Below are 25911 nucleotides of genomic sequence, written 5' to 3'. Positions count from 1 at the left end.
TGGATTTACCGCCCGCCGAACGAGCCGCCACCCGAGCCATCGAACGAGCCACCGAAACCGGAGCCGCCGCCCGAGCCGAAGCTGGAGAAATCGCCACCGGAATCAGCGGATGGTGCTGCCGCGCTGATGGTCGAGCTGATGTCAGCGAGTCCGGAGTTCAGCTGCGAGCCGAGGTCGGAGAATCCGCCGGCAAACGACGTGCCTCCGTAAGCCGGAGCTGGGCCGCTAATGCCCGGGTCCATCTGCCCGGCAGCATCGTCATTGTGGCGGTGGCTGTACCAGCCATACGGGCGGTAGTTCCAGTAGAACAACGAGTTGGAGGCGTTGGCATCCAGCCAAGCCGGATCGTTGACCTGAGGATAGGCCTTGGCCAGCTCACGCATCACGCGATCGGAAATGCCAAACGCGGCGGCGTAGACCATATACCAATCCCACAAGGCCAAATCGGCGGTACCACGGTCGGTGAAGTTGGAGAAGTCTTCCATATAACGCTTAAGGCCCAGAGTCCGGCCGGCGATATCCTGGCCTTGGTCGGTGAGCACGGTCACCGCGCCGGCCATCGAGCAGAACAGGCCGACCAGGAATATCGGCAGCTCGATAAGACCAGCCACCGGGTATCCGATAAAGCTGTTGGCCAGCAGCGAACCAAATCCCAGCACGACGGCCAGTACGCCGGGGAGAATCCATTGCCAGCCCACAGAGCGCGTGGCACCCAGCCGCTGGTATTCCATGCTGCATGCACCGGTGAATTTGCCGAGCTCAATATAGCCGTCTTGCCAGTTCTGGCAGGTCGCCTTCATCTGGTTCAGGTCGAATACCGGGCTGCCCACGCGCTGCGAAATGACGATGAGCAGGTTCAGCAGCGCATCTTCCGATTCGCTCAATCCCAACTGTTGCGCGTTGGGTGCCTCATCAATGGCGAGCGGCAGAATCACGATGGTGCTGGTGATGCCTGCCGCATACTGCTTGCCTTGGTCGGCGGCAATCATTTGGCTCAAGCCCACCGGCGTGGCCTGGCTCATGTCGATGCCGCGATACATGTCCGACGGCCCCGGATAGACGGCAATGGCCTTCTTGACGGCGAGCGACAGCATGGTGGCGGTCAGCTGGCGGTCTTCATCGGATTGGCGCGTCGACGGATCGACCACGCGAATCAGACGGGCTGCGGAAGCCGGACTGATGCCGGGCTGGTCGCGCCAGTATTCGACGCTGCCACGGTATTGCGCACGCCGGTTGCTGGAGATCACAGCCCAGATACCCCACGCGCACAACGCGATGCCGAGCACGATGCTGACAATCCAGAACACGAGACGAGCTCTGGCAGCGAATCGTTGCTTGTCGAGCCAGCGCTGCTGTTGCTTATATTCGTCCTGTTTCAGGTCCTTGAGATGATTGCCGGTTCCCTTGCGGGCGATGCCCTTGGCTTTGGCGGCATCGAACGCCGCGACCACATCGAGGTAGTCGCCATTGTGGATGTTGTAGGCCGTGAACGTGTAGCTGCCGTCGCTGTTGCGCTTGGTTTCCGAAGTGCGCTCGGTGTGCAGCCATGCCCATGAGGTTTTGCCGGTGATGCCGTTGGGGAAGTGGACGGTGCCGGTGACCGTGCCGATAGGCACTTGGTTCTTCTTGCCGAACGGCTCCCATTGGAAGGAGGCCACGTCTTTCCATTTGGTGGCCACATCGTGCATGGTGAAGCTCACGTCGAACTTCATACTGTCGGCCTCGGTGGTGACCGGAATATTCCAGCCGATCTCCACGGTCGTGTTATCTTCGGTGGCGGAGGCGCTGGGCTTGAGGCCATCGGTACCGGGCGTGTATGCCTTTGGATGGTCGCTGCCATCGCTCACATCGGCGATATACCAATGGTTGGCGTAGTCACTGTTCCATTCCTTGTCGGAAAAGACGTCACTGGGCAGCTTGGGCTCGCTCTGTTGGGCATAGTCGATGCCGTCTGTGACGTTGCGCACGCTGATATCGCTGATATCAGTCAGGGTGCCGGAGTTCAGCGTGTATTGCTGGAACAGCTGCTTCCACGGCTTGGTGTTGTCGTCACTGTCGGTACGCTCACGCATCTTGACGTCGATATGCTGCGTGACCTTCAAATCACCGTTCGCGGTGGCGGTCACGTCATAGTCCAGCGTGCGGTAGCTGAGGTCGGCCGAATCGCCGAACGCGGAAGTCCCGATTATCGCCAAGGTGATAACTGCCAACACCACCGTGGCAACAATGCTGATGATTCCGGCGCGAATGAATCGTATCCGCATATCTTCCCTCTCTTAAGACAATACAGGCCCGGCCGGCGGCTTACCGGACGGGCCTGAAGCGGGTCAGAACTGGACCTGTGGCACCTGACGGGAAGCGTCATCGGCCTCGAAGTATTGCGCCTGCTCAAAGTGGAACAGACCGGCGATGATGTTCGTCGGCACGGTTTCGATGGCGGTGTTGAGCTTCAGGACCACGTCGTTGTAGAACTGACGGGCGTAGGCGATCTTGTTCTCCAGTTCCTTGAGCTGGTTCTGCAGATCCATGAAGTTCTGGTTGGCTTGCAGCTGCGGATATGCCTCAGCCGTGGCTTGCAGGTTGAACAGGGCGCGGGACAGCTGGTTTTCGGCGGCGGCGCGCTGAGCAGTGGTCGTGCTCGGGTTGCTGGCCGCAGCCACTACGCCGGCGCGGGCGGCGGTCACCTGAGTGAAGACTTCAGACTCGTGGGATGCGTACCCCTTGACGGTATTCACCAGGTTCGGGATGAGGTCGGCGCGCTGCTTCAACTGCACGTCGATTTGCGCCCAACCGTTCTTCACACGGTTCTTCAGCGTCACCAGGTTGTTATAGGCGCTGACGCCCCAACCAATCAAGACAACGATAATAACGACAACGACGATGCTGACGATCAGACCAGTACTCACCTATGCTCCTTTGCTGGACCTTGCTGCGACCATTCTTCCACACTCGCACCGTAAACAGAAGATTCATCACAGAGTATTCATCGTGCGGACTTGTCTTGTACCGCTTTACCCGCCGTTCTCCCGTCGATCGACCGAAGCGGGAAGTCGCCGCCCAGTCCGACAAAGTATTCCAGCTCGCTCCGTTGCGAGAACGATAATACTCGGCAATACTCGCGTTGAATATGCGAAAGCCCGCCTCGCGGCGGGCTTTGCCGTTTCTCCTACGCACAAATCATTACGCTGCGCGCAGGAAACGATCAGCCGAACCTTCCAGAGATGTAGCGCTCGGCTTCTTCGTTTTGCGGGTTGTTGAACATCGTGATGGTGTCCGCGAAGTACTCGAGGTGACCGGGCTGACCCACTGCCTTCAGGTTGAAGAAGGCGGTGTAGTCGGCGATACGGGCGGCCTGCTGCATGTTGTGGGTCACGATCACGATGGTGTAGTCGCTCTTGAGCTCGTTGATCAGATCCTCGATAGCCAGGGTCGAAATCGGGTCCAAGGCGGAGCAGGGCTCATCCATGAGCAGCACCTGCGGGTGGACGGCCACGGCGCGGGCGATGCACAGACGCTGCTGCTGGCCACCGGACAAGCCGATGCCAGGGTTGTCAAGACGATCCTTGACCTCTTCCCAGAGGTTGGCACCGCGCAGAGCCCACTCGACCAGATCGTCGGCGTCGGACTTGGCCAGGTGGTGGTTGTTCAGGCGCACACCGGCCAGCACGTTCTCACGGATGGACATAGTCGGGAACGGGTTCGGGCGCTGGAAGACCATGCCGACGTCGCGGCGCACGGCCACCGGATCCACGTCCTTGTCGTACAGGTTCTTGCCTTCGAGCAGCACCTCGCCCTCGACGTGAGCGCCGGGGATGATCTCGTGCATACGGTCCAAGGTGCGCAGCACGGTGGACTTGCCGCAGCCGGACGGGCCGATGAAGGCGGTGACCTTGTTCGGCTCGATGTTGATGTTCACATCTTCCACGGCCAGAAAGTCGCCGTAATAGATGTTCTCGTGGTTGACGTCAATACGTTGTCCCATGATGTTTCCTTATATTTCCTTGTGTTCTTAAGGCTTAGGCTTAGCGACTGGCTTAGCGCTCGGTCTTGACGGCGAAGACCTTCGCCACGATTCGGCCAATGAGGTTCAGCAGCAGCACGATGACGATCAGCACGAGAGCCGCAGCCCACGCACGTTCCATCGGAATCGTGGTCACGCAGGTGGCGTCGGCGTTGGGCGGGCAGTTCGCGCTGAGCTTCGAGTACTCCTGGTAGACGAACACCGGCAGGGTGGTCATCTGGCCGGAGAACAGGTTCACGTTGGTGCTGGAGATATAGCCGGCGGTCATCAGCAACGGTGCGGTCTCACCAATCACGCGGGCGATGGCCAGAATGGCACCGGAGACGATGCCCGGCAGAGCGGTGCGCAGCACGATCTTGGTAATCGTGCGCTGCTTGGTAACGCCCAGAGCCAAGGAAGCCTCACGCAAATCGTTCGGCACGATCTTGAGCATTTCCTCGCTGGACTTGACCACGGTGGGCAACATCAGCAGGGAGAGAGCCACGGAGCCTTCGAAACCGTTGATGGTACCGGGGCCCAGCAGAATCGTGAACATCGAGAAGGCGAACAGGCCGGCCACGATGGACGGGATGCCGCTCATCACGTCGACGAGCAGGGAGACCGTGGTGGCGAGCTTGCCGCGGTTCGAGTATTCGACCAGGTACACGGCGCACATCAAACCGATCGGAATGGAGATAACCATAGCGCCAGCGGTGATTTCGAGAGTACCGATGATGGCGTGCAGCACACCGCCGTAACCACCGGACGGGGTCTGGTTACCACCGACCACACCGGTCATGTTGTAGCTCAGGAAGTTCAGGTTCAGGCGCTTGATGCCGTTGACGATAGTGGTCCACAGCAGGGAGATCAGCGGGATGCAGGCGATCACAAACGCCACCGCGATCAGGACCCACATGAAGTGGTCCATGATATTACGGCGCTGGATGGCGGAACGGGTCGGGCGGAAACGATCGAAGTCGATTTCGGGCGCGCCGTCCATCGGAGTCTTTTCAGTGTTCTCAGCAGCAGTCATCACGCAGTCGCTTTCTCGGTAAGCTTACGGGCGATGAAGTTGACCACGAACGTGATCAGGAACAGAATCAGACCAGTTCCGATCAGCGTGGAGACGCCCAGATCGTTGGCTTCAGGGTACTGTGCGGCAATATTCGCGGCGATGGTCTGGTTCTGCGAGGCCTGCAGCAGCTTGATGGAGTAGTTGAGGCCCGGGGACAGGATCATCAACACGGCCATCGTCTCACCAAGCGCGCGGCCGAGAGCCAGCATGGAGGCGGACACGATACCGGACTTGCCGAAGGGCAGCACGGCCAGACGAATCATCTCCCACTTGGTGGCGCCGAGCGCCAGCGCGGCCTCTTCGTGCAGGCGTGGGGTCTGCATGAAGATATCGCGGGACATGGAGGTGATAATCGGCAAAATCATAACGGCGAGCACCACAGCCACGGTGGCGACGGTGCGCGGCGGGTTGGCGGCCGGGCCCTCGAACAGTGGAATGAAGCCCAGGTGGTTGGCAACCCAGTTCCAGAACGGGTAGATGGCCGGCACCAGAATCAGGCCGCCCCACAAACCGTAGATAACGGACGGGATGGCAGCCAGCAAATCGACCACATAGCTCAGCGCGGTGGCGAGCTTCTTAGGTGCATAATGCGAAATGAACAGCGCAATGCCGATGGACACGAAGAAGGCAATCAGCAGTGCCAGCAAAGACACGAGCACAGTACCGAACAACAGCGGGAGCACGTAGCCCCAGAAGCTGCTGGCCTTGCCGCCGGTAAAGCTGGACACGGTCTGGCTGTTGGCGGCCTGATCGCCACCGATGAGTGGCCAGGCGCGGAAGAACAGGAACAGGAACACAGCGGCAAGTACAACCAGGATCAGGATGCCGCAGGCGTATGCCACACCGCGAAACACCTTGTCGGCGGTCTTGCCACCAACTGGCTGCACAGCCGTTTTGTCTTGCGAACTCACGGATTCTCCTTATATAGGGTGGTTATCAAGTATTCAAGTGGTGCGGTTTTCGTCTGTGACGTTGCCAAACCGTTCGGGTCCTGACCCGCTTTAAGCCGCAGCCGTATGGTTTACGACTGCGGCTTAAAGTTGGCGGCGACTGCTCTTACTACTACAGTCTATCGTTCAGTTGTCAGGTCCAGTCCACACGACCCTTGCGGGCCGACGTCATCACTTGGTCTTGATGGCCTCGATGGACTTGGTGATCTCGGACTTCAGGGAGGAGGGCAGCGGAGCGGTGCCGGCGGCATCCTGAGCGGCCTTCTGGCCCTCGTCGGAGGTCACGTAGGTCAGCCAAGCCTTGGCGAACTCAGTCTGCTTGGTGTCCTTGTAGGCCGGGCAGACGATGTCGTAGGAGACCAGGACGATCGGGTAGGCGCCCTCGGCCTCGGTGGCGTGGTTGATCTTGATGACGATGCGGTTGTCACCCTTAACGGTGTCGTCCTGCTTGGAATCCCCAATGACCTTGGAGCCGGCCTCGGCGGAAATCTCGTTGTACTTGTCGCCGACCTTGACGGCCACGGTGCCCAGGTCGCCGACCTGGGAGAAGTCAGCGTAGCCGATGGTGCCGTCGGCCTGCTTGACGGTGGAGATCACGCCGGAAGTGCCCTTGGCACCCTGGCCAACCTCGTTCGGCCAGTTCTCGGAGAGGTCGTAGGTCCAGTTGTCAGGGGTGACGTCCTTGAAGTAGGAGACGAAGTTCTGGGTGGTGCCGGACTTATCGGAGCGGTGCACCACGGTGATGGCGGTGTCGGGCAGCTTCAGGTCCTTGTTCTGATCGGCGATGGCCGGATCGTTCCACTTGGTGATCTTGCCGTCGAAGATCTTGGCGATGGTGGCAGCGTCCATGTTGATGTGCTTGCCGGCATCGGAAACGCCCTTGAGGTTGAAGACCACGGCGATCGGGGAGATGTAGACCGGGACATCGAAGGCGGTGCCTTCAGTGCACACGGACTTGGACTGCTCAACTTCGTCATCGGCAAGGGCCTTGTCGGAGCCGGCCCAAGCGGTGGCACCGGTCAGGAAGGTCTGCACGCCAGCGCCGGAACCGGACGGGTTGTAGGCGATCTTGGCCTCAGGGTTGGTGCCCTGGAAGCCGGCGATCCAAGCTTCAACAGCGGCCTGCTGAGAGGAGGCGCCGGCGCCCGAGAAGTTGCCGGAGATCGGGGTGGACTTGGAAGTGGAATCGGAGGAGGAGCTGTTGTCGGTCGTGGTGGCGGTGTTATCGCCGCAGGCGGCCACGGAAGCGAGCATCACAATGCCGGACAGAGCGGCAATGGAGCGAACGAGGATGTTCTTCTGCATGATTATTACTTAATCCCTCTATCAACTATTCGCGGGCGGCTCAGCGCTGCCCGGTCAATTCATGACAACTACAAGCGTATTGGTGGTTTCAAGGGCCCAAAACCGAAATCAGTAAACAGAAGATGAACACTTGGATGTTTGTGGGCTACGTTGAGGCTACGTAGTTTTTGGAGCGGGCTCGCCTGCGGCGAGTCCACAGCGAGCCCACAATCCACAACAAAAAAAGGCGACCCGAAGGCCGCCTTCCATTTACTCCGCGGGAGTATCGATCTTGTATCCGAGACCGCGCACGGTAGTCAGATACTTGGGGTGCGCCGGATCTTCCTCGATCTTGGAGCGCACGCGCTTGACATGCACGTCGAGCGTCTTGGTGTCGCCCACATAATCCGAACCCCAGATGCGGTCGATCAGCTGGTGACGCGTCATCACACGGCCCTTGTTCTGCATGAGGTATTCGAGCAGTTCGAATTCCTTGAGCGGGAAGAACACGGTTTCGCCGCGTACGGTGACCTGATGCTGGCCAACCTGCATGGCGATATCGCCACACACCAGCGGAATATCGTCATCCACAGTGCCGGAAGCCTGGGCAGTGGCCTGATTGCGACGCATCACGGCACGAATACGTGCCAGCAGCTCACGGAAAGAGTACGGCTTGGTCACATAATCGTCCGCACCAATCTCAAGGCCAACGACCTTATCGATTTCGGCGCTCTTGGCGGTGAGCATAATAATCGGCACACGGCTCTGCTCACGAATGCGGCGGCACAGTGCAGTGCCGTCAATGCCCGGCAGCATCAAATCAAGCAGCACCAAATCGATGCCGCCCTTGGTGAACAGTTCCAGACCTTCCTCGCCAGTGGCGGCGGCGGACACGTCGTACCCCTCGCGTGTGAGCTGGTATACCAGCGGCTCGCGATAGGATTCCTCGTCTTCGACGATAAGAATGCGTGTCATAGTAGCCTTTCTTGGGTATGTTCCCGTGCGCATAGGCGCAAAGTTTTCCGACATTATCGTAACCATTTGTTCTCCGTTAGCCTGCTGTTTCCCGAAAGTACGTAATTGCGTAATTGGGCTACGCGCGGTGTGCGCACCTCGCCCACTGTGTGATTGTGTGGCAATGGAATGGCACCATGTCGGGCACCAACCAAGGCCCTACGCTTGTGTCGACTCGTCCGACCGGGCCTCGTCGTCATCCTCATCCGGGGCGGCCGGCAGCTCGATGGTGAACGTCGACCCCTCCCCCGTACGCGACCAGACCGAAATCCGACCGCCGTTCTCCTGCACGCAGTGCTTGGTGATGGCCAAGCCGAGTCCCGAACCGCCGGTCTCGCGCGAACGGGCCGGGTCGACCCGGTAGAATCGCTCGAAAATGCGGTCCAGCGATTTGGCGGGGATGCCGATGCCCTGATCGACCACGCGAATGGTGACTTTGCCATCGCGCTCCCCCACGCCGACCGCCACAGTGGTGTGTTCGGGCGAGTAATGGATGGCGTTCTCTACGAGGTTCTTGACGGCGGTTTGCATGGCCTCTTTGTCGGCCTTGATCATCGGACCGTTCGTGGCTGGGCTGCCTGATTCTTCCAAGGAACCTTCGCCATCGGCCGGCTCCTCGACCTTCGTGGGTACTGACTGTCCGTTGACACTCAGTCGGATATCCACATGGCGGGAGTCGGCTTGGGTCTGATTGGCGGCGATGGCGGCGCGTGCCACATCCAGCGCGGAAATGCGCCGCGCATCGATCACGCTTTGCGGGCTTTGGGCTTTCTGCAAGTCGATAAGATGATGCACCAGTTCGGTCAGGCGCGCGGATTCCTTGGAGATACGGCCGGAAAAATACCGTACGGCGTCCGGATCATCGGCGGCGTCGGTCACGGTTTCGGCCAGTAGCGCGATGGCACCGGCCGGAGTCTTGAGTTCGTGCGAAACGTTGGTCACAAAGTCACGGCGGACGGCCTCGAAACGGCGCTGCTCGGACATGTCGTTGATGAAGATGGCGTACAGGTCATCGCCGATATCGCCAATGCGCACACGCAAATACAGCGTGTTGGACGGGCGTGACTGGCCGGCCTCCAGTCCTCGGCCATTAGAGGACGGATAGGAATTGCGATTGACCGGCAGCTGAACCTCACGCTCACGCATGCCACCGTCGGCGGCGGCCTGAGTGAGGATGTCCTCGACTTCACGCGAGTTGAGTCGGTCGCCGGAGACTAGGCCGAATGGCACTGAGCCGGGGCTTGAATATTGGACCAGACCGTTGCGGTCGGTGACGATCAGGGCTTCGGGCAGGACTTCAATCAGGCGACGCTCGGTGGGGCGCACGGGCGCATCATCACCGAATAGAGAATGCGTATCCTCGTCGCCGGACAGGTCCTGTTCGGCGGCGAGCCGGCCTGAAACGCGGCCTTTGTTGTAGGCGATGACGGCAACCCACACCAGTATCAGCGCGGCGAGCACCACAATCACGACGATCTGCCAGATATCCATGATTTCCAGAGTAAAACGTGCGAGGCGTAGTGAGATGCCTAAACTACGTAAGTTCGTCTATTGTTCATTTTTGGCGGGACGACATAACAAAATGCTCCCGCTGGCGGGAGCATAATATGGGGAGCTCTATTTACAGCTCGTAGTCCTTGTCCTTGCTTTCCTTGATCAGGAACAGAGCGAGCAGAGCGAGGGCAGTCATGATGGCCATGTACCAGCCCACACCGGCAACGCCGAACTTGGAGGTGACCAGTTACAGGCGCTTGACGATGTCGACAGCCAGACGGGCGGCGGTATCGGCGTATTCGGAGATGTCGAACTCCTTGAATACCTCGTAATCGGTGTCGGCGTTGTCGGAAAGGGCACGAATCACCAGTGCCGGCACGTTATTGCGGGCGGCGACCTGTGCCACGGCGGCGCCTTCCATCTCCACGGCGTCAGCCCCGGTGAGTCGGATGACCTCCTCGACCTTTTGGGGCGTGTCCACGAAGTAGTTGCCGGAGGCGATGATGCCGGTGATGTGGGTAATGCCCGCATTGGCAAGCGCCTCGTCGGCGACTTCCAGCAGACGGTCATCAGAGTGGAATTCCTCCACCGGAGCGTCCGCAGTGCCGGGCTTCCACTGGCCTACGAGCCGCATGTCAGTGTCGAGGTAGCGCAGGGTGCCGCCGAGCACCACGTCGTTGATGTACAGGTGGGTGTTGAGGTTGCCGGCGATGCCGCTGAAAATCACGGCGTCCGGGGCAATCTCGTCAATCAGCAGCTGCGTGGTGGCGGCCGCATTGACCAGTCCCATGCCGCCTACCGTTGCGGCAACCTTGATGACGTCAGAACCGAAGGAGTCGACCGTGCCGGACACGATGTCAAGGCTGCCCTTGGCGGTGTGCGTCACATGCGTGAGCGATTTGGCGATCAGCGCCACTTCCTCATCCAATGCGCCAATAATAGCTACAGTTTTCATACCCATACGTAAGTTCCTTTCACAACACTTTCGGCTCCCCTTGTCAGGGGAGATGGCCGCCGAATGGCAGGCTGAGGGGTAGAGACGTTTCGTTGCATTGCTCCCGCGAGAGAGCCGATGACGCAACTCAGTGCCAACGCCGTGTGGCTACGGCTTCCGCAAGCTCGCGCAGCAAGGCCTCGGTTTCTTCCCAGCTGATGCACTTGTCAGTAATCGACTTGCCATAGACCAGCTGATCAAGCGGCGCGGCCTTCTGATTGCCTCCTTCAATAAAGCTTTCCATCATGATGCCGGTAATACCCTGTTCGCCAGCTGCAATTCTGCTGGCAATATTGCGCACGACTTCGGCCTGACGATGTTCGTCCTTGCCGGAGTTACCGTGCGAGCAATCAACAATCAGACCATGCGAGGCTGCGGATTCGGCGGGCATTTCGGCGCGTACGTCTTCCATGGCTTTGGCCACGGATTCGGCATCGTAGTTCGGGCCGTGAATCGAGCCGCGCAACACCACATGGCAGTCCGGGTTGCCAAGGGTCTCGACTGCGCAGGCACGCCCCAGATGGTCAATGCCGAAGAACGTGTGCTGCTGAGCAGCGGCGAAGCAACCGTTGACCGCTGCCTTCACCGAGCCGTCAGTGGCATTCTTAAAGCCGACCGGCATGGAAAGCCCGCTGGCCAATTGGCGGTGGATCTGGCTTTCCGTGTTGCGCGCACCAATGGCGCCCCAACTCACCGCGTCCGAGATGAACTGCGGGCTGGTGGGCTCCAGAAATTCCGTGGCGGCCGCCAATCCTTCCTTCAGCACACCAAGCAAGGTTTTGCGAGCAAGCAACAGGCCCTTGCGAATATTGTGGCTGCCATCAATATCCGGGTCGTTGATCAGGCCCTTCCAGCCAATGGTAGTGCGCGGCTTCTCGAAGTACACGCGCATGACGATGAGCAGCTGTTCACCGAGCTCATCTTTCAGCTTGGCCAATCGGCGCGCGTAGTCCAGCGCGGCCTTCGGGTCATGAACCGAACAGGGGCCGACGATGACCAACAGCCTGTCGTCTTGGCCGTACAGGCACGCGCGAATCTCATCACGCGAGTAGGCGACGATTTCCTGAGCCTGATCAGTCAGCGGGAGTTCAGCGAGCACTTGCGCGGGCGTGGGCAGCGGCTCCAACTCCAATACGCGGCGGTTGATGATGCGACTGACACCCACCTGATCTTCCCAACGCGGCACATCAGTGGCAACGAGCGGGTTCTTCCCCTCCCCCATCGCCTGACGAATGGCGCGAAGCTCTTCTGGGGTGTTCAACGGCTGCGGACCGACTTGCAACGGCTGCGGACCGACTTGCAACGGATGCAGCGAATGTGCTGCTTCCTCCTGCTGCTGCATAACATCTCTCCTTGGGTCAGTATCCTTCCCAAGGATAAGGTGTCACGGGAACAAACTGACATGACCACCGTTATTGGCAAAAAATGCTCACTGAGTGGGTCTCAGTGAGCATTTTTACAAAGACAAAGCTATTTAGCCGAGCGGCGAGCGGTGACGGCGTCGGCTAGGGTGTGCAGCAGTTCGTTGGTGCGTTCCCACGGCACGCAAGAGTCGGTGACGGACTGACCGTAGACCAACTGGTCGAGCGGGGCCGGCTTTTGGTGACCGCCGACCAAGAAGCTTTCCATCATTACGCCGGTGATGCCTTGTTCGCCGTGCGCCAGGCGCTCAGCGATCTCTTCGATGACTTCGGCTTCGCGGTTTTCGTCTTTGCCGCAGTTGCCGTGGGCGGCATCGATGACGAGGCCATGCTGGCTCGGGCCGGACGCTTTGGAAACCTTGAGGTCTTCCAGAGCTTGACGCACGGATTCGGCATCGTAGTTCGGGCCGTGGCTGGAGCCGCGCAGAACCAGATGGCAATCCGGGTTGCCTTTGGTTTCGGCGGAAATCACGCGACCGTCCAAGTTAATGGACAGGAAGTGATGCTCGAAGCCGGCCGCGAAACAGGAATCGGCGGCGGCCTTGATGGAGCCGTCGGTGGAGTTCTTGAAGCCCACCGGCATGGACAGGCCACTGGCCAGTTCGCGGTGGACTTGGGATTCGGTGTTACGCGCGCCGATGGCACCCCAGCTGATCGCGTCGCAGATGTACTGCGGGGTGATGGGGTCAAGCCATTCGGTGGCGGCGGGCAGGCCGAGGCTCAGCACGTCGGTGAGCACCTTGCGGGCCAGCCACATGCCCTTACGAATATTGAAGCGACCGTCCAGATCGGGGTCGTTGATGAGGCCTTTCCAGCCGATGGTGGTGCGCGGCTTCTCGAAGTACACGCGCATCACGATCACGAGTCGGTCTTCCAACTCGCGCTTGACGGCAGCCAGCTTTTCTGCGTACTCGTGCGCGGCCTTCGGGTCGTGGATTGAGCAGGGGCCCACGATGACGAGCAGTCGGTCGTCGCGGCCGTTGAGCACATCGCGGATTTCCTGCCGCGAGTGGAGCACGAGCTCGCTCATCTCATCGGTGAGCGGCTGCTCCCTGAGGAAAGCACGCGGCGCGGGAATGGGGTCAAGCTGACGAATGTTGACATCGACGGTCTCAGGAAAGACGGCCTGCTCCCCCAAACGACGTTCATCCTCGGAACTATCCGGACCACGTAGTGCTGCCATTGCTCGACTCCTTTCCTTGTATACGTACTGTCGGTATGTCGCCATAGACGCAAAAGCCCAACTATAGCAGTTTGTTACGGGGACTGCTTGTTGGGCCGGCAGTTATGGACTTTGGGTGGACTCGCCTGCGGCGATGCTGTGTTGTTGTGCGGCCTGCGACCGCGGTCTCTCCCTCTGTCAGCGGCTTCGCGCTGACAGAGGGAGAGACCCTAGCAGCCGACAGGCTGCGAGAAAACACAGCATTGGCCGTCAGGCCGATTCCGGGAGGCTGACGAAGTCAGGCCAAAGCGCCCATCGGATCCCATGCGGGGAGCATGGTGGCTGGCTCTTCGAGGGCCTTCTGGTATTCCTCGGGCAACAGGGCCTTCGGGACGGCTACCTCGTAGACGTATTCGGTGAACCAGTCGTCGGACATGGTGAAGTAGCCCTTGTCGGCGATCTTGGCGCCCCAAGAGTTCTCCACGCGCCAGCGGCGGGTGGTGCCGTCGTCGGCCACGTCAACGCCGGCGAAAGCCATGGCGTGGTTCATGGCGGAGTCGCCGAAGCGCACGCGGGCTTCCTTGTCCAAATCGAAGTCCACGTCGTACACGCGGCCGTACTCGAACAGGTCGGTGGCCCAAGCGCCGTTCTCACGGTCCATGAACGGGTGGCAGTCGGCACCGAACCATACCGGAATGCCCTGCTCAACGAGAATCTGCTTGACGCAGTCCTTCATGAACTGGTTTGGCACGTTGAGGTACTCGGTGGCGTCGCCGCCAGCCACATTGCCGAGGTGCTCGATGCCGATCTTCTTGCCCTTGGCGTGCTCGGTGCGCGGATCGTCCACCAGGCACACGTAGTCCTCAAGATCAGCCGGACCCACGTACTTCTTCCAGAACTCAACCGGCGTAATCTCGCCGTCGCGGTGGAATTCGCCATCCTTGTCGGTCCATTCCCAGTCAAAGGAAACCGGCGGCTCGCCCAGGTGGATGGTCAGAATACGGTGGCCGGCAGCAGTGGCGTCGGCAATAATCGCCTCGACCTTGGAGGCATCGCCGTCAGCGGCGTACATGTGCGCCACGGCGGTGTGCAGCATGTGGCGCAGCTGGATGTTCATTTCACCGGTGTTCTTGGAGGATTCGGTCTCCGGGAACAGGTCCTTGGGCACAGCGCCGTACTTCTTGTACACGTTCATGGCCATGGTCCACTGGCCGCCATCGCCCATCACGTCGGCGAGCAGGTGCTGCATCAGGCGGGAGTCGGAAGGCTCTCCGGCAGCCACCAGAGCGGCCACATCCTTAAGGAAGTAGTTGACGCGCTCCAGCTTGTCGTAGTACATCGCGTAGTTCTGGGAGAACTCGAACTCCTTCAAGTTCATGTTCTTCTTGGCCACGAAACGGGCCACGTTCAGGGAGCTGAACAGCCAGCAGCGGCCGGAGCGATCCTGATGGGTGGCTTCGCCATTGTCAACGATGGTGGAGAAACGACGCTGCATCAGACGAGCGCGGTCATAATTGCGAGCCACCTTGTCGATGCCGGCGGCGGTCACCGCGTTCATGGCCAGACGGTTGGTGCCGCTCTGTGCGAAATCGCCGCGCAGGGTATTCAACGCTTCGTCGGTCAGAGGCGTCAATTCACTCATGTCATACTCCTTCTGTGATGGTGCGCTTGTGGCGCAGATTCAAACGAATACGGCACCTGGCTCGAAAGCGCAGGTGCCGTAATTCTTACCGCTAGTAGTCTAATCGAAGGCCTGTCATTCGCCGTTCTGCTCAGATACGGCCGGATTCTCCTGAGTCGGGGCCTCCGGTTCGCCCTGTGTCTGGTGCTCGGACGGCTCAGACGATTCGGACTGCTCATTCTGCGCAGCCGAATCAGCCGAATCAGCCGAATCAGCCGGTGCCGCATCTGTCTCATTGTAATCGTCGGCAGCCGACTCGTTTCCGCTCAACTCACCCGGCTGGTCATCGGCCTCGTTGTGTACAGGCTTGACTTCCGGGACGGGCGCAACCACCGGCAATGCCGCCGCGGCAGCGGCTTCCTGATCCTGACCAGAGGCCGCCGCATTACCGCCGAAAGCGAATCCGGAGAACGCCTGCGAGAACATAGAACGCAGTTCCGAAACACGCTGGGTGATGACGGACTCGCGTTCCTGCAGATCGGCGATGCGCTTGGACAGACCGTCAAGCTCGCTTTGGGCGGCGGCGCGACGCTCCTCGATCTGCGCATCGGCTTCCTCGCCCGCCTTATGTACGATTGCGGCGGCCTGGATGTCCGCCTCCTCGCGCTTGGACGCGGCATACGAATCGGCTTGGTCGCGAGTGTTCTTGGCCTGACCGACCAACTCATCGGCTTCCCGCTTGGCCGCCACACGACGCTCTTCGAGGTGCTGCAGCAGTTCGTTGACCTTCTTCGTGGCCTCATCCTGCTGAGCGGCGATGTCGTGACGGATCTGCTCGACCTCGGCGTTGACCTGGCTCATCGTGCTGGTGCGCTTGACCTCGGCCTCATCAGTGATTTCCTGACCCTTGGTTTTGGCCGCATCAATGATTTCGCTGGCCTTGCGCTGGGCTTCGGTCATCATCTTGGACACTTGCTCGCGCACGTCGGCGAGCTTCTTGTTGGCCTCGGCGAGCGCCGCCTCAATCTGATCGTTGGAATCAGACTTAAGCTTGGTGATCTCCTCATTGGCGCTTTTGCGCATTGCGGCAACCTGCTGGGTCGCCTCCGCCTTCATGTCGGCGATTTCGCGCTCTTGAGTGGAGCGTTCGGAAGCCATCTTCTTAGTGTGCTCTTCGCGCGCGTTGCTGAGCTCAAGCTCGACGGTCTGACGCTGTTCGGTGATGGTCTTGGCAGTTTCGGAGCGCAGTTGTGCGGCATCCTCGTTGGCGGAGGTGGTCACTGATTCGGCTTGATTGCTGGCGTTCGTCAGAATCGAGGCGGCCTTGGCATTGGCGTCGTCAACAATATGCTGGGCATCCAGCTTGGCGTTGTTGATCAGTGTTTCGGCCTGAGCCTGAGCCGTGGTACGGATGGAGGACGCGTCCTGCTTGGCGCGTTCCAGCAGTTCGGTACTCGTCTGTTCGGCGGAGGCAAGCATCTGCTGGGCGTTCGCTCCCAAGGAAGCGAAGCTGTTGCCTTCCGGCTTCTTGTTCTTCTCTTCCTGAAGTTGGGCCTGCAGTTGCAGAATACGGTCGTCATCCGCCGCAATCTGCTCACGCATGCTGGCCAACGTCTGCTGCGCACGCTTCATACTCTCCTGAGTAGCGTCGAAGGCAGCATCAACCTTCTCCTTGTCATATCCTCGCAGCACCACCGGGAAACGATCCACCATCGCTGTTTATTCCTTTCGCACACGCATAAAGCTCTTGGCACATCCTTGAAGCACTGTAGCGCATCGCACTAGCGCTGAGCGTTGAGCGACGCGCAATCGTTACAATGCGTGCGAACCATGTTCTATTCCGGCGTGGCGCACAGCGTGCTAGGCGATGAGGATGTCGGAGCTGGAGGGCTTGAGATAGTAGCGCACGGCTTCGCGCACCACATCACGGCCAGCGGCGATCTGCTGGTCGAGTGGTAGACCATGCTGGCTGGAATGCGCCGGAACGACCGGAGGGAAGCTGACGAATCCGCCCAGCACCTGCTCCTGGGTGGCGGTCCAGTTGAGCAAGTTGTAGAACAGCGAATTACATACGAACGTACCTGCGTCCGAACTCAAGGTGGCCGGAATCGAATCGTCCGTGAAATCATTCAGGATCGAGCGCAACGGCAGGCGGGTCCAATAGGCGGCCGGGCCATTGGGATCGATGGGTTCGCGGCGTGGGATCACGTTGTCCGCGTCTGGCTTGATCGCGTCCATCAGGTTGGTGGCGCATCGTTCAAGCATCACGCCTCGGGCTGCGTGCTTGAGCCCGGTGGCGATGACGATATTGGGCTTGGTGGCCTCAATCGTCTCTTTCAGCGTGGGCCAGGCTTTGGCGAAGCTCACCGGGATGCTGACAGCATGAACGGTGACGGCGACCTGCTCCAACGGATCGTCCGGAGCAGAGGAGACGCCCAGTCCCTGCTCGGCGATGGCCTTGGGCACTTCGACGGCGGGATTGACCTCCACGCCGTCATAGTGGTCGAAGCCGGAGATCACAACATTGAGTTCACGCATAATGCCAGTCTAGCGATGCATCTGGCCGGCCGCTTGGGCCAGCAGGGCGTGCATGCGGGCGCGGGCCTCTTCCTTGGGATCACGACCGAGAATCTCCTCGGCGATACGCTCAGCTGTGGGAATATCTTCCAGCGTGGTGATCTTCAGGTTGGTTTCCGCACCGGAGACAATGGCGACGGGTTCATCAGGCAGATAATCGACCACTACGCGCGTGTCGTCGGTGGGATGGAAGTCCGGGTCGGCGGCAGCCAAATCGTAAGCGTGACGAATCGTCGCGAAGCGGAAGGATTGCGGGGTCTGCGCGCGGAAGGTGTTCGGGCGGTCCGGCACCGACTTGACCACTTTCAAATCGCCCAGATCCTCGGTCAACAGCACGGTGTCGGTTGAGGCGTAGGCCACGGTCGCGGCCGTGAACTGGTCGAGCGCATCAATCGAACCGTCGATGGCGGACTGTTCCACGAACGGACGGACGGCGTCATGGATCAGAATCTTGGCATCGTCCGGAATGCCAGCCGTAGCCAGCATGTCGAGCGCGGCGGCGGTACTGTCCACACGTTCGTCACCGCCGTCAATGATGACGCGGACTTTGGTGTAGCCCATCTCGCCAACCAACGTTTCCACTTCACCGCGCACCTTGGGATTGACCACCACCACGATGTCGCTGACGCGATCGCAATGTTCAAAGGCATCAATGCTCCAGCACACGATGGGCTTGCCGCCCACGGAGACAAGCTGCTTGGGATTATCGGGGTCGAAGCGCGTACCGAAGCCGGCGGCCAGCACCACGGCCACCACCGGCACGGTTTGCGCCGGTTTGGCACCCTGAGCGGGGGCCGGTTGGACGGTAGGCGTCTCGACGGGGGTATCGAAATCTCTCTCAGTCATAGGCACCACCGTAAGGTGAGGGCTGGCCGTCCGTGAACTGCATCACATCTTCTCCACGGAATGTGCTCGCATTCTCCGTTTAGTCACGCACGATGAGGGCGAGGAGGCGGCCTTCGTGTGTTTTGTTGGCGAGCGCGGCGCGGCGGTGCGAGTACCACAGTGGGTTTTCGAGCGTGCACATGCTGTGGCTGATGTTGTCGATGCGCTCCGCGAGCTCGGCCGGGCCTTCGCCGTCCGTACGGCACAGTTCGGCGAGTTCCGGGTCTTCCTCAAGGTACTGGGTGGCGGCGTGCACGCGCGGCATCGAATCGACCACCTGATGTACACCGGCGAAGGCGAGGTCGATCATCGCGGCTTCGGCGATGTCGATGCCGGCACCGCCGAAACGGGTCTTCGTCTTGGTCAGCGGGAAGCGCTTGATGAACTGGTCGGCGATCTCGTCGCCCACTTCATAGCAGTCGCCGCAGATGCGCGGGCCGAGTGTGGCCACGATGTTCGCCGGGTCGGCACCCTTGCTCTTCATCAGGTCCACCGTGGCGCCGATCACGCCGCGTTCCAGACCACGACGGCCGCAGTGGGCCGCACCGATGATACCGGTGACCGGGTCGCCCAGCAGCACCGGCAGACAGTCGGCCGCGAACATGCCTAGGGCGATGCCGGATTGTGCGGTGACCTGGCCGTCCGCCTCGATGACGTGCGGAGTGTCAGTCTCACCATGTGTGCCGGACACGTCGAAGCCGAAGGGGGTGTTGATGACGAACGAGTCGTCCACGTCCACAGCCACGCCGGAATGTACTTGGGAGACCAGCGATAGGCGGGCTTGCACCGCTTCGGCGAGTGCGATGCGGTTCGACAGCACGGCCTCAGGTTCGTCGCCGGACTTGCCGCCGAGGTTCAGGTTGCCGTAATCGCCGGTGCTCAGGCCGCCCAGTCGCGTGGTGTACACCACCTTGATGCCGGGGGCCAGTGCGATGGGGATGGTCACCGGAATAGGGCGACCGGCTTTATCGGTAGAGCTGATGCTGTTGGAATCGAGGATTTCTTCGCTGTATTCAGGCATAAGGCATTCTTTCTTGGGTGCGGGCGGTGTTCATGATTTTCATGACCACCCCCAGTCAGCGGGGGCGGAGTGGTAGGTTATTCGGCTTTGAGGGTGGGCTTTTTGGTGCGCGAGCGGATGGCGGCGTTGATGGGCACCTGGTGCGGGCAGGGCATCGAGAACACGTGCGCCGGATTATTGATGGCGGGTACTGGCGCGCCATCGGCATCGCGCAGGCCGGTTTCCGGCACGGTAAAGACCAATGGTCTCTCGCCAGGCAGCAGGAATTCGACCTGTTGACCGGGCTCAATCTTGTTACGGCTCATCAGCGTGACACGTCCGTCTTCGTCCGCGCTCCAGCTCAGCACTTCGCCCACTACCAGCCATGAGCGGAAGTAGGCGGAGCGGTCGGTGTTCTGTGTGACCTTGTGCTCCGGGTAATAGAAGCCGGTGGAGTAGTCGCGGTGGGCCACCTTGTCGGTTTCCTCGAGCAGCCATTCGGGCAGTTCGACGTGTGGGGCCGGGCGAACGGCCGCATGTTTCCAATCGGTCTCAATCTGTTCGACCGCGGTGTTGGACTTGCGGCGCGTGGAACGGGCGTGAGAGCTCATGCCGTCGGGTTCGACGGCGGTGCCGGCCGGCGTACCAGAGGCAGTTGAGTCGACGGCATCAGCAACCGTCACGCGGTCACGTTCTGCGGCAACCGAGCCGGTGACCGAATCGGCAACCGCAGTATCAGAGCCACGGTCATATCCCTCATCGGCCACACCGGCGAACGCGGCATCAGCATTGCGCATCACTTGATCTTCGGTTCCTTGGCCAAAATCGGGGTCGCCCGGGCGAATCACACGGTCATGGAAAGGCTTCAAAACATTGCCATCAGCGTCTTCAAAACCGCGTTGAATCATGTATTCATTAACCGCGGTTTTGTAGGCGTTGGTCATGGCGGCGATATAGTAGGCGCTTTTCGCGCGGCCTTCGATTTTGAGGCTGGTGGCACCGGAGTCAATCAAATCATCCAAGTGTCCCAGCATATTCATGTCCTGCGAATTGAACAGATAGGCGCCGTTCTCGGTCTGCTCGATCGGGAAGTACTGGCCGGGGCGCTTCTCTTCCACGATCGAATACTTCCAGCGGCATGGCTGGGCGCATTCGCCGTGATTGCCATCGCGGCCGGTCAGATAGTTGGAGAACAGGCAGCGGCCGGAGAAGGCCATGCACATAGCACCGTGGACGAAGCATTCGATGTCGAGGTCATCGGGAATGTTGGCGCGAATATCACGCACGGCCTGCAAGTCCATCTCGCGGGCCAACACCACACGGCGAACACCAAGCTCGTAGAAGGCGTTCGCAGCCTGATAATTAGTCACGCCGGCCTGGGTGGAGACGTGCAGTTCCAGATTCGGAGCCACCTGACGGGCCATCATCATCACGCCAATATCGGAGACGATCAGCGCGTCCACGCCGGTGTCTTTGAGCTGGCCGACGTACTCGCGCATGGCTTCGATCTCGTTGTTGCGCGGCAGCACGTTGCAGGTCACGTACACGCGAGCGCCGCGTTCATGGGCGTAGCGCGATCCTTCCTCGAAATCCTCAAGGCTAAGGTTTTTGGGGGCCGATCGCATGCCGAAGGCTTTGCCGCCGCAGTAGACGGCGTCGGCACCATAATCGACCGCGGTTTTCAGGCCCCTCAGGTTGCCGGCCGGGGACAACACTTCGGGCTTTTTGCGGGTGGGGAGGTTCATCGTCGTATTCATCACCGCAATAGTGTAGTGGTGGCCGTGTAATGCGGGAGGGGCTACCGTTAGGCTGGATGACATGAAGATCGATATCGTGAGCGTGTTCCCCGAATACTTTGAGGTGATGAACCTCAGCCTGATGGGCAAAGCCCAGGCCAAGGGATTGTTGGAGATCAAGGCGCACAACCTGCGCGACTGGACCCACGATGTGCATCATTCGGTGGATGATACGCCAGTCGGCGGCGGGGCCGGCATGGTGATGAAGCCCGAAGTGTGGAGCGAATGTCTGGACGAACTGCTGGGATTCTCGCAGCCGTCCGGCTCCCCCGCCCCATCCGGCGCACCGGTGCTCATCTTCCCGAACCCATCGGCCCCGTTGTTCACCCAGCGCGACGCCACCGAGCTCAGCCATGCCGACCATCTGCTGTTCGGCTGCGGCCGGTATGAGGGCTACGATGCGCGCATCCCGGACTACTACCGCGCCCAAGGCGTCGACGTACGCGAATATTCGATCGGCGACTATGTGCTGAACGGCGGCGAAGTAGCGGTATCGGTGATGCTTGAGGCCATCACCCGCCTGATGCCCGGATTCATGGGCAACCCAGATTCGATTGTTGAGGAATCCTACACCGGCGAGGGCGCACTGCTTGAACATCGCCAGTACACCAAGCCGGCCGTGTGGCGCGGTATTGCGGTGCCGGATGTGCTGTTGTCCGGCGACCACGGCAAGGTGGACCGTTTTCGCCGCGACGAAGCGCTGGCCCGCACCGCCGAGATTCGGCCAGACCTTATCGCGGCACTGGATTGCAAGGCGCTGGATAAGGCCGATCGCAAGACCCTGATGGCCTTGGGCTGGGAGGTCTCCGCCGCCCATCCGCGCCGGCTCGCCGATTAATTCACCACACGGTGGGAGATTCACTACGCGGCGGAATCGTCGGAACGCTCTATATCCGAGTCGTCATCCGCGGATTCGATGTAGAAGACGGCGGTTTCGCCGTAGTTGCGGCTTTCGGTGATTTGCCAGCCTCCGGGGGCAGTGGGATCATCCGAGCGTACCGAGCGTTCGAGCATGATCACCGTGTTCTCGTTGGTGGCGCTGCCCGCCGCCAGATCGGACAGTAGCTGATTGCATTCAGCGGTCTCATAGGCATAGGGCGGGTCGATGAATATCACGTCGAATGGTTCGCCGAAGCCGCCAGCCACTTGCTCGGCTTTTTTGACCAGCACACGGGCCTTGAGCGAAGCATCCCACGAACGATTCTTCTGTAGCTGCGCCAAGGTCTTGGTAATCAGCGCCGCCGCAGGCCGGGAACTTTCCACGGCCACGAGTTCTCGCGCGCCACGGCTCAGCGCTTCGATGCCCAACGCACCAGTACCGGCGAACAGGTCCAGTACACGGGCATCATCCAGCACTCCCCATGAGTCGAGGTGCGAGAAAATCGCCTCTTTGGTGCGATCCGTGGTAGGCCGGGTACCCGTTTTCGGCGTAGCAAGCACCACACCCTTGAATCGTCCAGAAATTACACGCATAGCTTTCACTGTACAGGTTCATCTGCGCATACCAATCATGAACAACAATGGGGTGCTCGAAGCGCACCAATGATATATGCACTTCGAGTACCTCATGTACGAATGGTCTTGCCTCCACTGAAGCACATTCGAGGGCTTCCCGACCGTGATTTCCTCACGATCGGCATACGGAAAAACTATATCGTGCGATTACGGGGGCGCAGCCCTAGCCTCAGCTGGAGGTGCCTCAGCTGGAGGTCAGGAAGGTTTCGTTGCCTCGGGTGAAGTCGAGGACGGCACCGGCGAGTTGGACCTCACCTGCCAGTTCGGGGTCGGCGGCCAGAAGCTGCCCGGCACGGGTGCGGGCGTCGGCGATCATGTCGGCGTCCTTGACCACGCGCAGGAGCTTCAGGCTGGACTTGCCGCCGGATTGGGCGTCGCCGAGCACATCGCCGGCACCGCGGAATTCCAAGTCGGCTTGGGCGATTTCGGCACCGTCGAGCGAGTGGTGAATCACTTCGAGCCGTTGCTCGGCCGGGGAGCCGGGTTCCGCACGGGAAATAAGGAACGCCCACGAGTTGGTGCCGCCACGCCCCACGCGGCCGCGCAGCTGATGCAGCTGAGAGAGGCCGTATCGGTCGGCATCAAAGATGACGATGCAGCTGGCCTGCTTGACGTCCACGCCGACTTCGATCACCGTGGTGGACACCAGGATCGGAGTCTCGCCGCCGGCAAAATCGGCCATGACCTGGGTTTTGACGTCATCCTTGTCGCGGCCGGTCAGAGTCGCAAACCGAATGCCTTGGAACTGTGGAAGTTTCTGCAACCGGTCGGCGATTTCGGCCACCGCATGCAATGGCGGGCGAGCCACGGTTTCGCCATTTTCGTCGAAGGTTTCGTAGGGGTCGTCGATGCCGATGGCATCGGCCGCCGCGCGCGTCGCACGGCCGCCCGCAGCTGTGCGGGCACTGGAACCAGATGCTGCGGCGCGTCCGCGGGCAGAACCGGCTGCTGCCGAAACGCCGGAACCGCCTTCGTTCTCCTCATCATCCGCATCAATGCGCGGGCACACGATATAGGCCCGCTCCCCCGCGTCGACTCGCGCGCGAATGTGCGCGAACATACGCCCCATGGTGGCGGCGTCGGCCTCATTGACCACCACGGTACGAATCGGTTTGCGGCCGCCAGGCAATTCGGTGAGCCAGGAAATATCGAGATCGCCAAACCAAGTCATGGCGGCGGTGCGCGGGATGGGCGTGGCGGTCATCACCAGTAGATGCGGCGTGGTGCCGTCATCGGTTTTGGCGTTGAGGCTTTCGCGCTGTTCCACACCGAACCGGTGTTGCTCGTCGATCACCACCAAGGCCAAGTGCGGGGCTTGGAAGGTCTTGGAAAACGCCGCGTGCGTGGCCACGATAATGCCCGGCTCACCACTGGCGGCCGCAGCGAGCGCCTTACGCCGGGCGGCAAGCTTCATACCACCGGTCAGCAGGGTGACGGGAATTTCCGCAGTCACCTTGGAAGAAGAGACCGTCGAAGCACCGGACGCGCCCATCGCGCCCTCAACGTCGGCCGCGGCATCGGTCTCCTTGGCACCCGGCTGTGCAAGGGTCAACCCCGACACCATCTTGCTGATGGTCTCGTAATGCTGTTCGGCAAGCACCTGAGTGGGAGCCACCAGCACCGCCTGATAGCCGGCGCCGACCGCCTGCAGCATGGCCGCGAGCGCCACTACGGTTTTGCCGGAGCCGACTTCGCCCTGCAACAGACGCTGCATGGGCCAGTCACGTTCAAGATCGGACGCGATGTCGTCCACCACCTGACTCTGCCCGGCTGTCAGTGTGAACGGCAACGATGCGATGAAGCGGTCGCGCAAATTGGGCAAATTGGGCAGATCAGGCAGATCGGTCGCAGAACCGCGCTCCGATGCTTCTGGTTGCGTACTTGGCTCCGCAACCGCTTCGCCCACCGACGCTCGAGCTGTTTCCAGCGCCTCGTTCAGCGGGCAAGGATGCGCCGATGACTTGTGCGCGTGCTGTCGAGACTTCAGCAGCGAGGTCTGCGAAACGAAAGCCTCCTCATAGCGCAGGGTTTCGATGGCCTCCTTGAACCGGGCCGTGGAGGCCGGATCATGAATGGCCAGGAACGCCTCAGCCCGATGCATGAGGTTCTTGGCCTTGCGCACCGATTCGGGCAGCACATCTGGGATGGATTGGGAGAGCGCCTCAGCACCGGATTCGGCGGTCGTGCCGGACTTCTCTTCCCCGTTTTGGACGGCGATGGTGTCAGTCGCGGGAGCCACAATGCCGGCTGCCCCAGCGCCAGCGAGTTGCCCGTCAGGCGTGGATGACGTGCGGGCCCCCATCATCCACAGCAATCCCAGAATCGTCTCATGAATATGTTCGGACGAGATACGCGAACTGGCGTGATATACCGGGCGGGGCCGGCAGACGCGGGTAAGCGCCTCTTGCACGGTATCGGCGTCGTATTTCAACGCGGCCCCGGAAGGGGCAGTCGCGGCCGGCGGATACGCGGACTGCGCACTGGCATACGGATCGGCACTTCCCGCAAACGCACCATTGCCGGATGCCGCGCCCCGAGCGTAACCCTCAAGCCCCGCTCCTGCTCCGGCCGGCACGGGCGCGACAGTGAGGATTTCGGGATGGGTGAACTGCAGCTGACCCATGTATTCGCCGGGCATACCGGAGACCACCACAGACGTGCCGGCGCGCAGTCGCACGCTGACCCAATCCACATACGATTTACGATACGAGAAGAACGTGAGCCGGGCCGTACTGCCGGGTACGCGACGAGACCGGGCGAAGTCGGCGTCATCGACCGTCGCTTCGAGTCGGTAGCCGCGGCGAGCGTTCATCGGCACCACGCGCATATCTCGTATCACGGCGGCAAATGCCATCTGCTGGCCGGGTGCGGCCTCGCGGATGGCGCGAAGCGGCACCGGTTCGGTGACGCGGAAAGGATAGTAGGTCAAGGCGTCGCCGACAGTGACGATTCCCAGCGATTTGAGCGCGGACACGCGACGCTTGTTGGTGACCAGCGAAGCGAGAGTGGTGCCCATAGTGATGCTCATATTGGCCTATTCTATTCGCACGGCCTCTTTAGGCCGCAGAAACAACAAAACCCGCCAAGCCGAAGCTCAAACGGGTTTTGCTCCACGTTAGTACG

General features: G+C 60.7%; 20 protein-coding genes. 1 reads left to right on the top strand and 19 read right to left on the bottom strand.

Features of this window, described 5'->3' with window-relative positions; genetic code table 11:
* Positions 1–5: 5 nt before the first annotated feature.
* The 17 genes from BLLJ_RS01565 to BLLJ_RS01485 form a co-directional block, all read right to left on the bottom strand.
* On the bottom strand, positions 6–2264 hold the full coding sequence (locus BLLJ_RS01565) for a DUF2207 domain-containing protein (protein WP_013582370.1): 2259 nt from the start codon (positions 2262–2264) through the stop codon (positions 6–8).
* A 63-nt stretch (positions 2265–2327) separates the two neighbouring features.
* Positions 2328–2906, bottom strand: coding sequence for a LemA family protein (locus BLLJ_RS01560; RefSeq protein WP_007054801.1), 579 nt, complete (start codon positions 2904–2906; stop codon positions 2328–2330).
* 296 nt (positions 2907–3202) lie between these two features.
* Positions 3203–3982, bottom strand: coding sequence for a phosphate ABC transporter ATP-binding protein PstB (pstB, locus tag BLLJ_RS01555; RefSeq protein WP_013582369.1), 780 nt, complete (start codon positions 3980–3982; stop codon positions 3203–3205).
* A 52-nt stretch (positions 3983–4034) separates the two neighbouring features.
* The gene (gene pstA / locus BLLJ_RS01550; protein WP_008782854.1) at positions 4035–5033 is read right to left on the bottom strand and encodes a phosphate ABC transporter permease PstA; all 999 of its coding nucleotides are present in this window, start codon (positions 5031–5033) and stop codon (positions 4035–4037) included.
* Positions 5033–5986 (bottom strand): phosphate ABC transporter permease subunit PstC, encoded by a 954-nt coding sequence (pstC, locus tag BLLJ_RS01545; protein ID WP_007055708.1) that lies wholly within the window; start codon positions 5984–5986, stop codon positions 5033–5035. Before pstC ends, pstA begins: the two co-directional genes overlap by 1 nt.
* Positions 5987–6196: 210 nt before the next feature.
* Complete coding sequence (gene pstS, locus BLLJ_RS01540; RefSeq protein WP_013582368.1) at positions 6197–7330, bottom strand: phosphate ABC transporter substrate-binding protein PstS; 1134 nt, start codon at positions 7328–7330, stop codon at positions 6197–6199.
* Positions 7331–7579: 249 nt separating this feature from the next.
* Positions 7580–8284 carry a response regulator transcription factor gene (locus tag BLLJ_RS01535; protein ID WP_007051437.1) on the bottom strand — a complete coding sequence of 235 codons (705 nt, stop codon included), beginning with the start codon at positions 8282–8284 and terminating at the stop codon, positions 7580–7582.
* Positions 8285–8482: 198 nt separating this feature from the next.
* Positions 8483–9814, bottom strand: coding sequence for a sensor histidine kinase (locus BLLJ_RS01530; RefSeq protein ID WP_007055698.1), 1332 nt, complete (start codon positions 9812–9814; stop codon positions 8483–8485).
* 250 nt (positions 9815–10064) lie between these two features.
* Positions 10065–10778, bottom strand: coding sequence for a 5'-methylthioadenosine/S-adenosylhomocysteine nucleosidase (gene mtnN, locus BLLJ_RS01525; protein ID WP_013582367.1), 714 nt, complete (start codon positions 10776–10778; stop codon positions 10065–10067).
* A gap of 121 nt (positions 10779–10899) precedes the next feature.
* Positions 10900–12153 (bottom strand): 3-deoxy-7-phosphoheptulonate synthase, encoded by a 1254-nt coding sequence (locus BLLJ_RS01520; RefSeq protein ID WP_013582366.1) that lies wholly within the window; start codon positions 12151–12153, stop codon positions 10900–10902.
* A 128-nt stretch (positions 12154–12281) separates the two neighbouring features.
* Positions 12282–13415 (bottom strand): 3-deoxy-7-phosphoheptulonate synthase, encoded by a 1134-nt coding sequence (locus BLLJ_RS01515; protein ID WP_007051442.1) that lies wholly within the window; start codon positions 13413–13415, stop codon positions 12282–12284.
* A 277-nt stretch (positions 13416–13692) separates the two neighbouring features.
* Entirely contained in the window at positions 13693–15036 is a 1344-nt protein-coding gene (locus tag BLLJ_RS01510) for a C1 family peptidase (protein WP_007055726.1), read from the bottom strand.
* 114 nt (positions 15037–15150) lie between these two features.
* On the bottom strand, positions 15151–16728 hold the full coding sequence (locus BLLJ_RS01505; protein ID WP_013582365.1) for a cell division protein: 1578 nt from the start codon (positions 16726–16728) through the stop codon (positions 15151–15153).
* Between the two features lie 147 nt (positions 16729–16875).
* Positions 16876–17553, bottom strand: coding sequence for a pyroglutamyl-peptidase I (locus BLLJ_RS01500; RefSeq protein WP_007051445.1), 678 nt, complete (start codon positions 17551–17553; stop codon positions 16876–16878).
* Positions 17554–17562: 9 nt separating this feature from the next.
* Positions 17563–18438: an IspD/TarI family cytidylyltransferase gene (locus BLLJ_RS01495; RefSeq protein WP_007054792.1), complete on the bottom strand. Its 876-nt coding sequence runs from the start codon at positions 18436–18438 to the stop codon at positions 17563–17565.
* Positions 18439–18517: 79 nt separating this feature from the next.
* Positions 18518–19498 (bottom strand): polyphenol oxidase family protein, encoded by a 981-nt coding sequence (locus tag BLLJ_RS01490; protein WP_013582364.1) that lies wholly within the window; start codon positions 19496–19498, stop codon positions 18518–18520.
* 77 nt (positions 19499–19575) lie between these two features.
* On the bottom strand, positions 19576–21222 hold the full coding sequence (locus tag BLLJ_RS01485) for a peptidase U32 family protein (protein ID WP_013582363.1): 1647 nt from the start codon (positions 21220–21222) through the stop codon (positions 19576–19578).
* Positions 21223–21295: 73 nt separating this feature from the next.
* On the opposite strand from BLLJ_RS01485, the gene trmD reads away from it, so the two are divergent.
* On the top strand, positions 21296–22111 hold the full coding sequence (gene trmD, locus BLLJ_RS01480; protein ID WP_007054789.1) for a tRNA (guanosine(37)-N1)-methyltransferase TrmD: 816 nt from the start codon (positions 21296–21298) through the stop codon (positions 22109–22111).
* A 23-nt stretch (positions 22112–22134) separates the two neighbouring features.
* On the opposite strand, the gene rsmD is transcribed toward trmD, so the two are convergent.
* The gene (rsmD, locus tag BLLJ_RS01475) at positions 22135–22746 is read right to left on the bottom strand and encodes a 16S rRNA (guanine(966)-N(2))-methyltransferase RsmD (RefSeq protein ID WP_013582362.1); all 612 of its coding nucleotides are present in this window, start codon (positions 22744–22746) and stop codon (positions 22135–22137) included.
* Between the two features lie 226 nt (positions 22747–22972).
* The gene (locus tag BLLJ_RS01470; RefSeq protein WP_032735716.1) at positions 22973–25816 is read right to left on the bottom strand and encodes an ATP-dependent DNA helicase RecG; all 2844 of its coding nucleotides are present in this window, start codon (positions 25814–25816) and stop codon (positions 22973–22975) included.
* Positions 25817–25911 lie beyond the last annotated feature (95 nt).

It is taken from the genome of Bifidobacterium longum subsp. longum JCM 1217, from assembly GCF_000196555.1.
In the GTDB taxonomy this organism is placed as follows: Bacteria; Actinomycetota; Actinomycetes; order Actinomycetales; family Bifidobacteriaceae; genus Bifidobacterium; species Bifidobacterium longum.
This window is presented reverse-complemented; position numbering and strand designations above follow the sequence as displayed.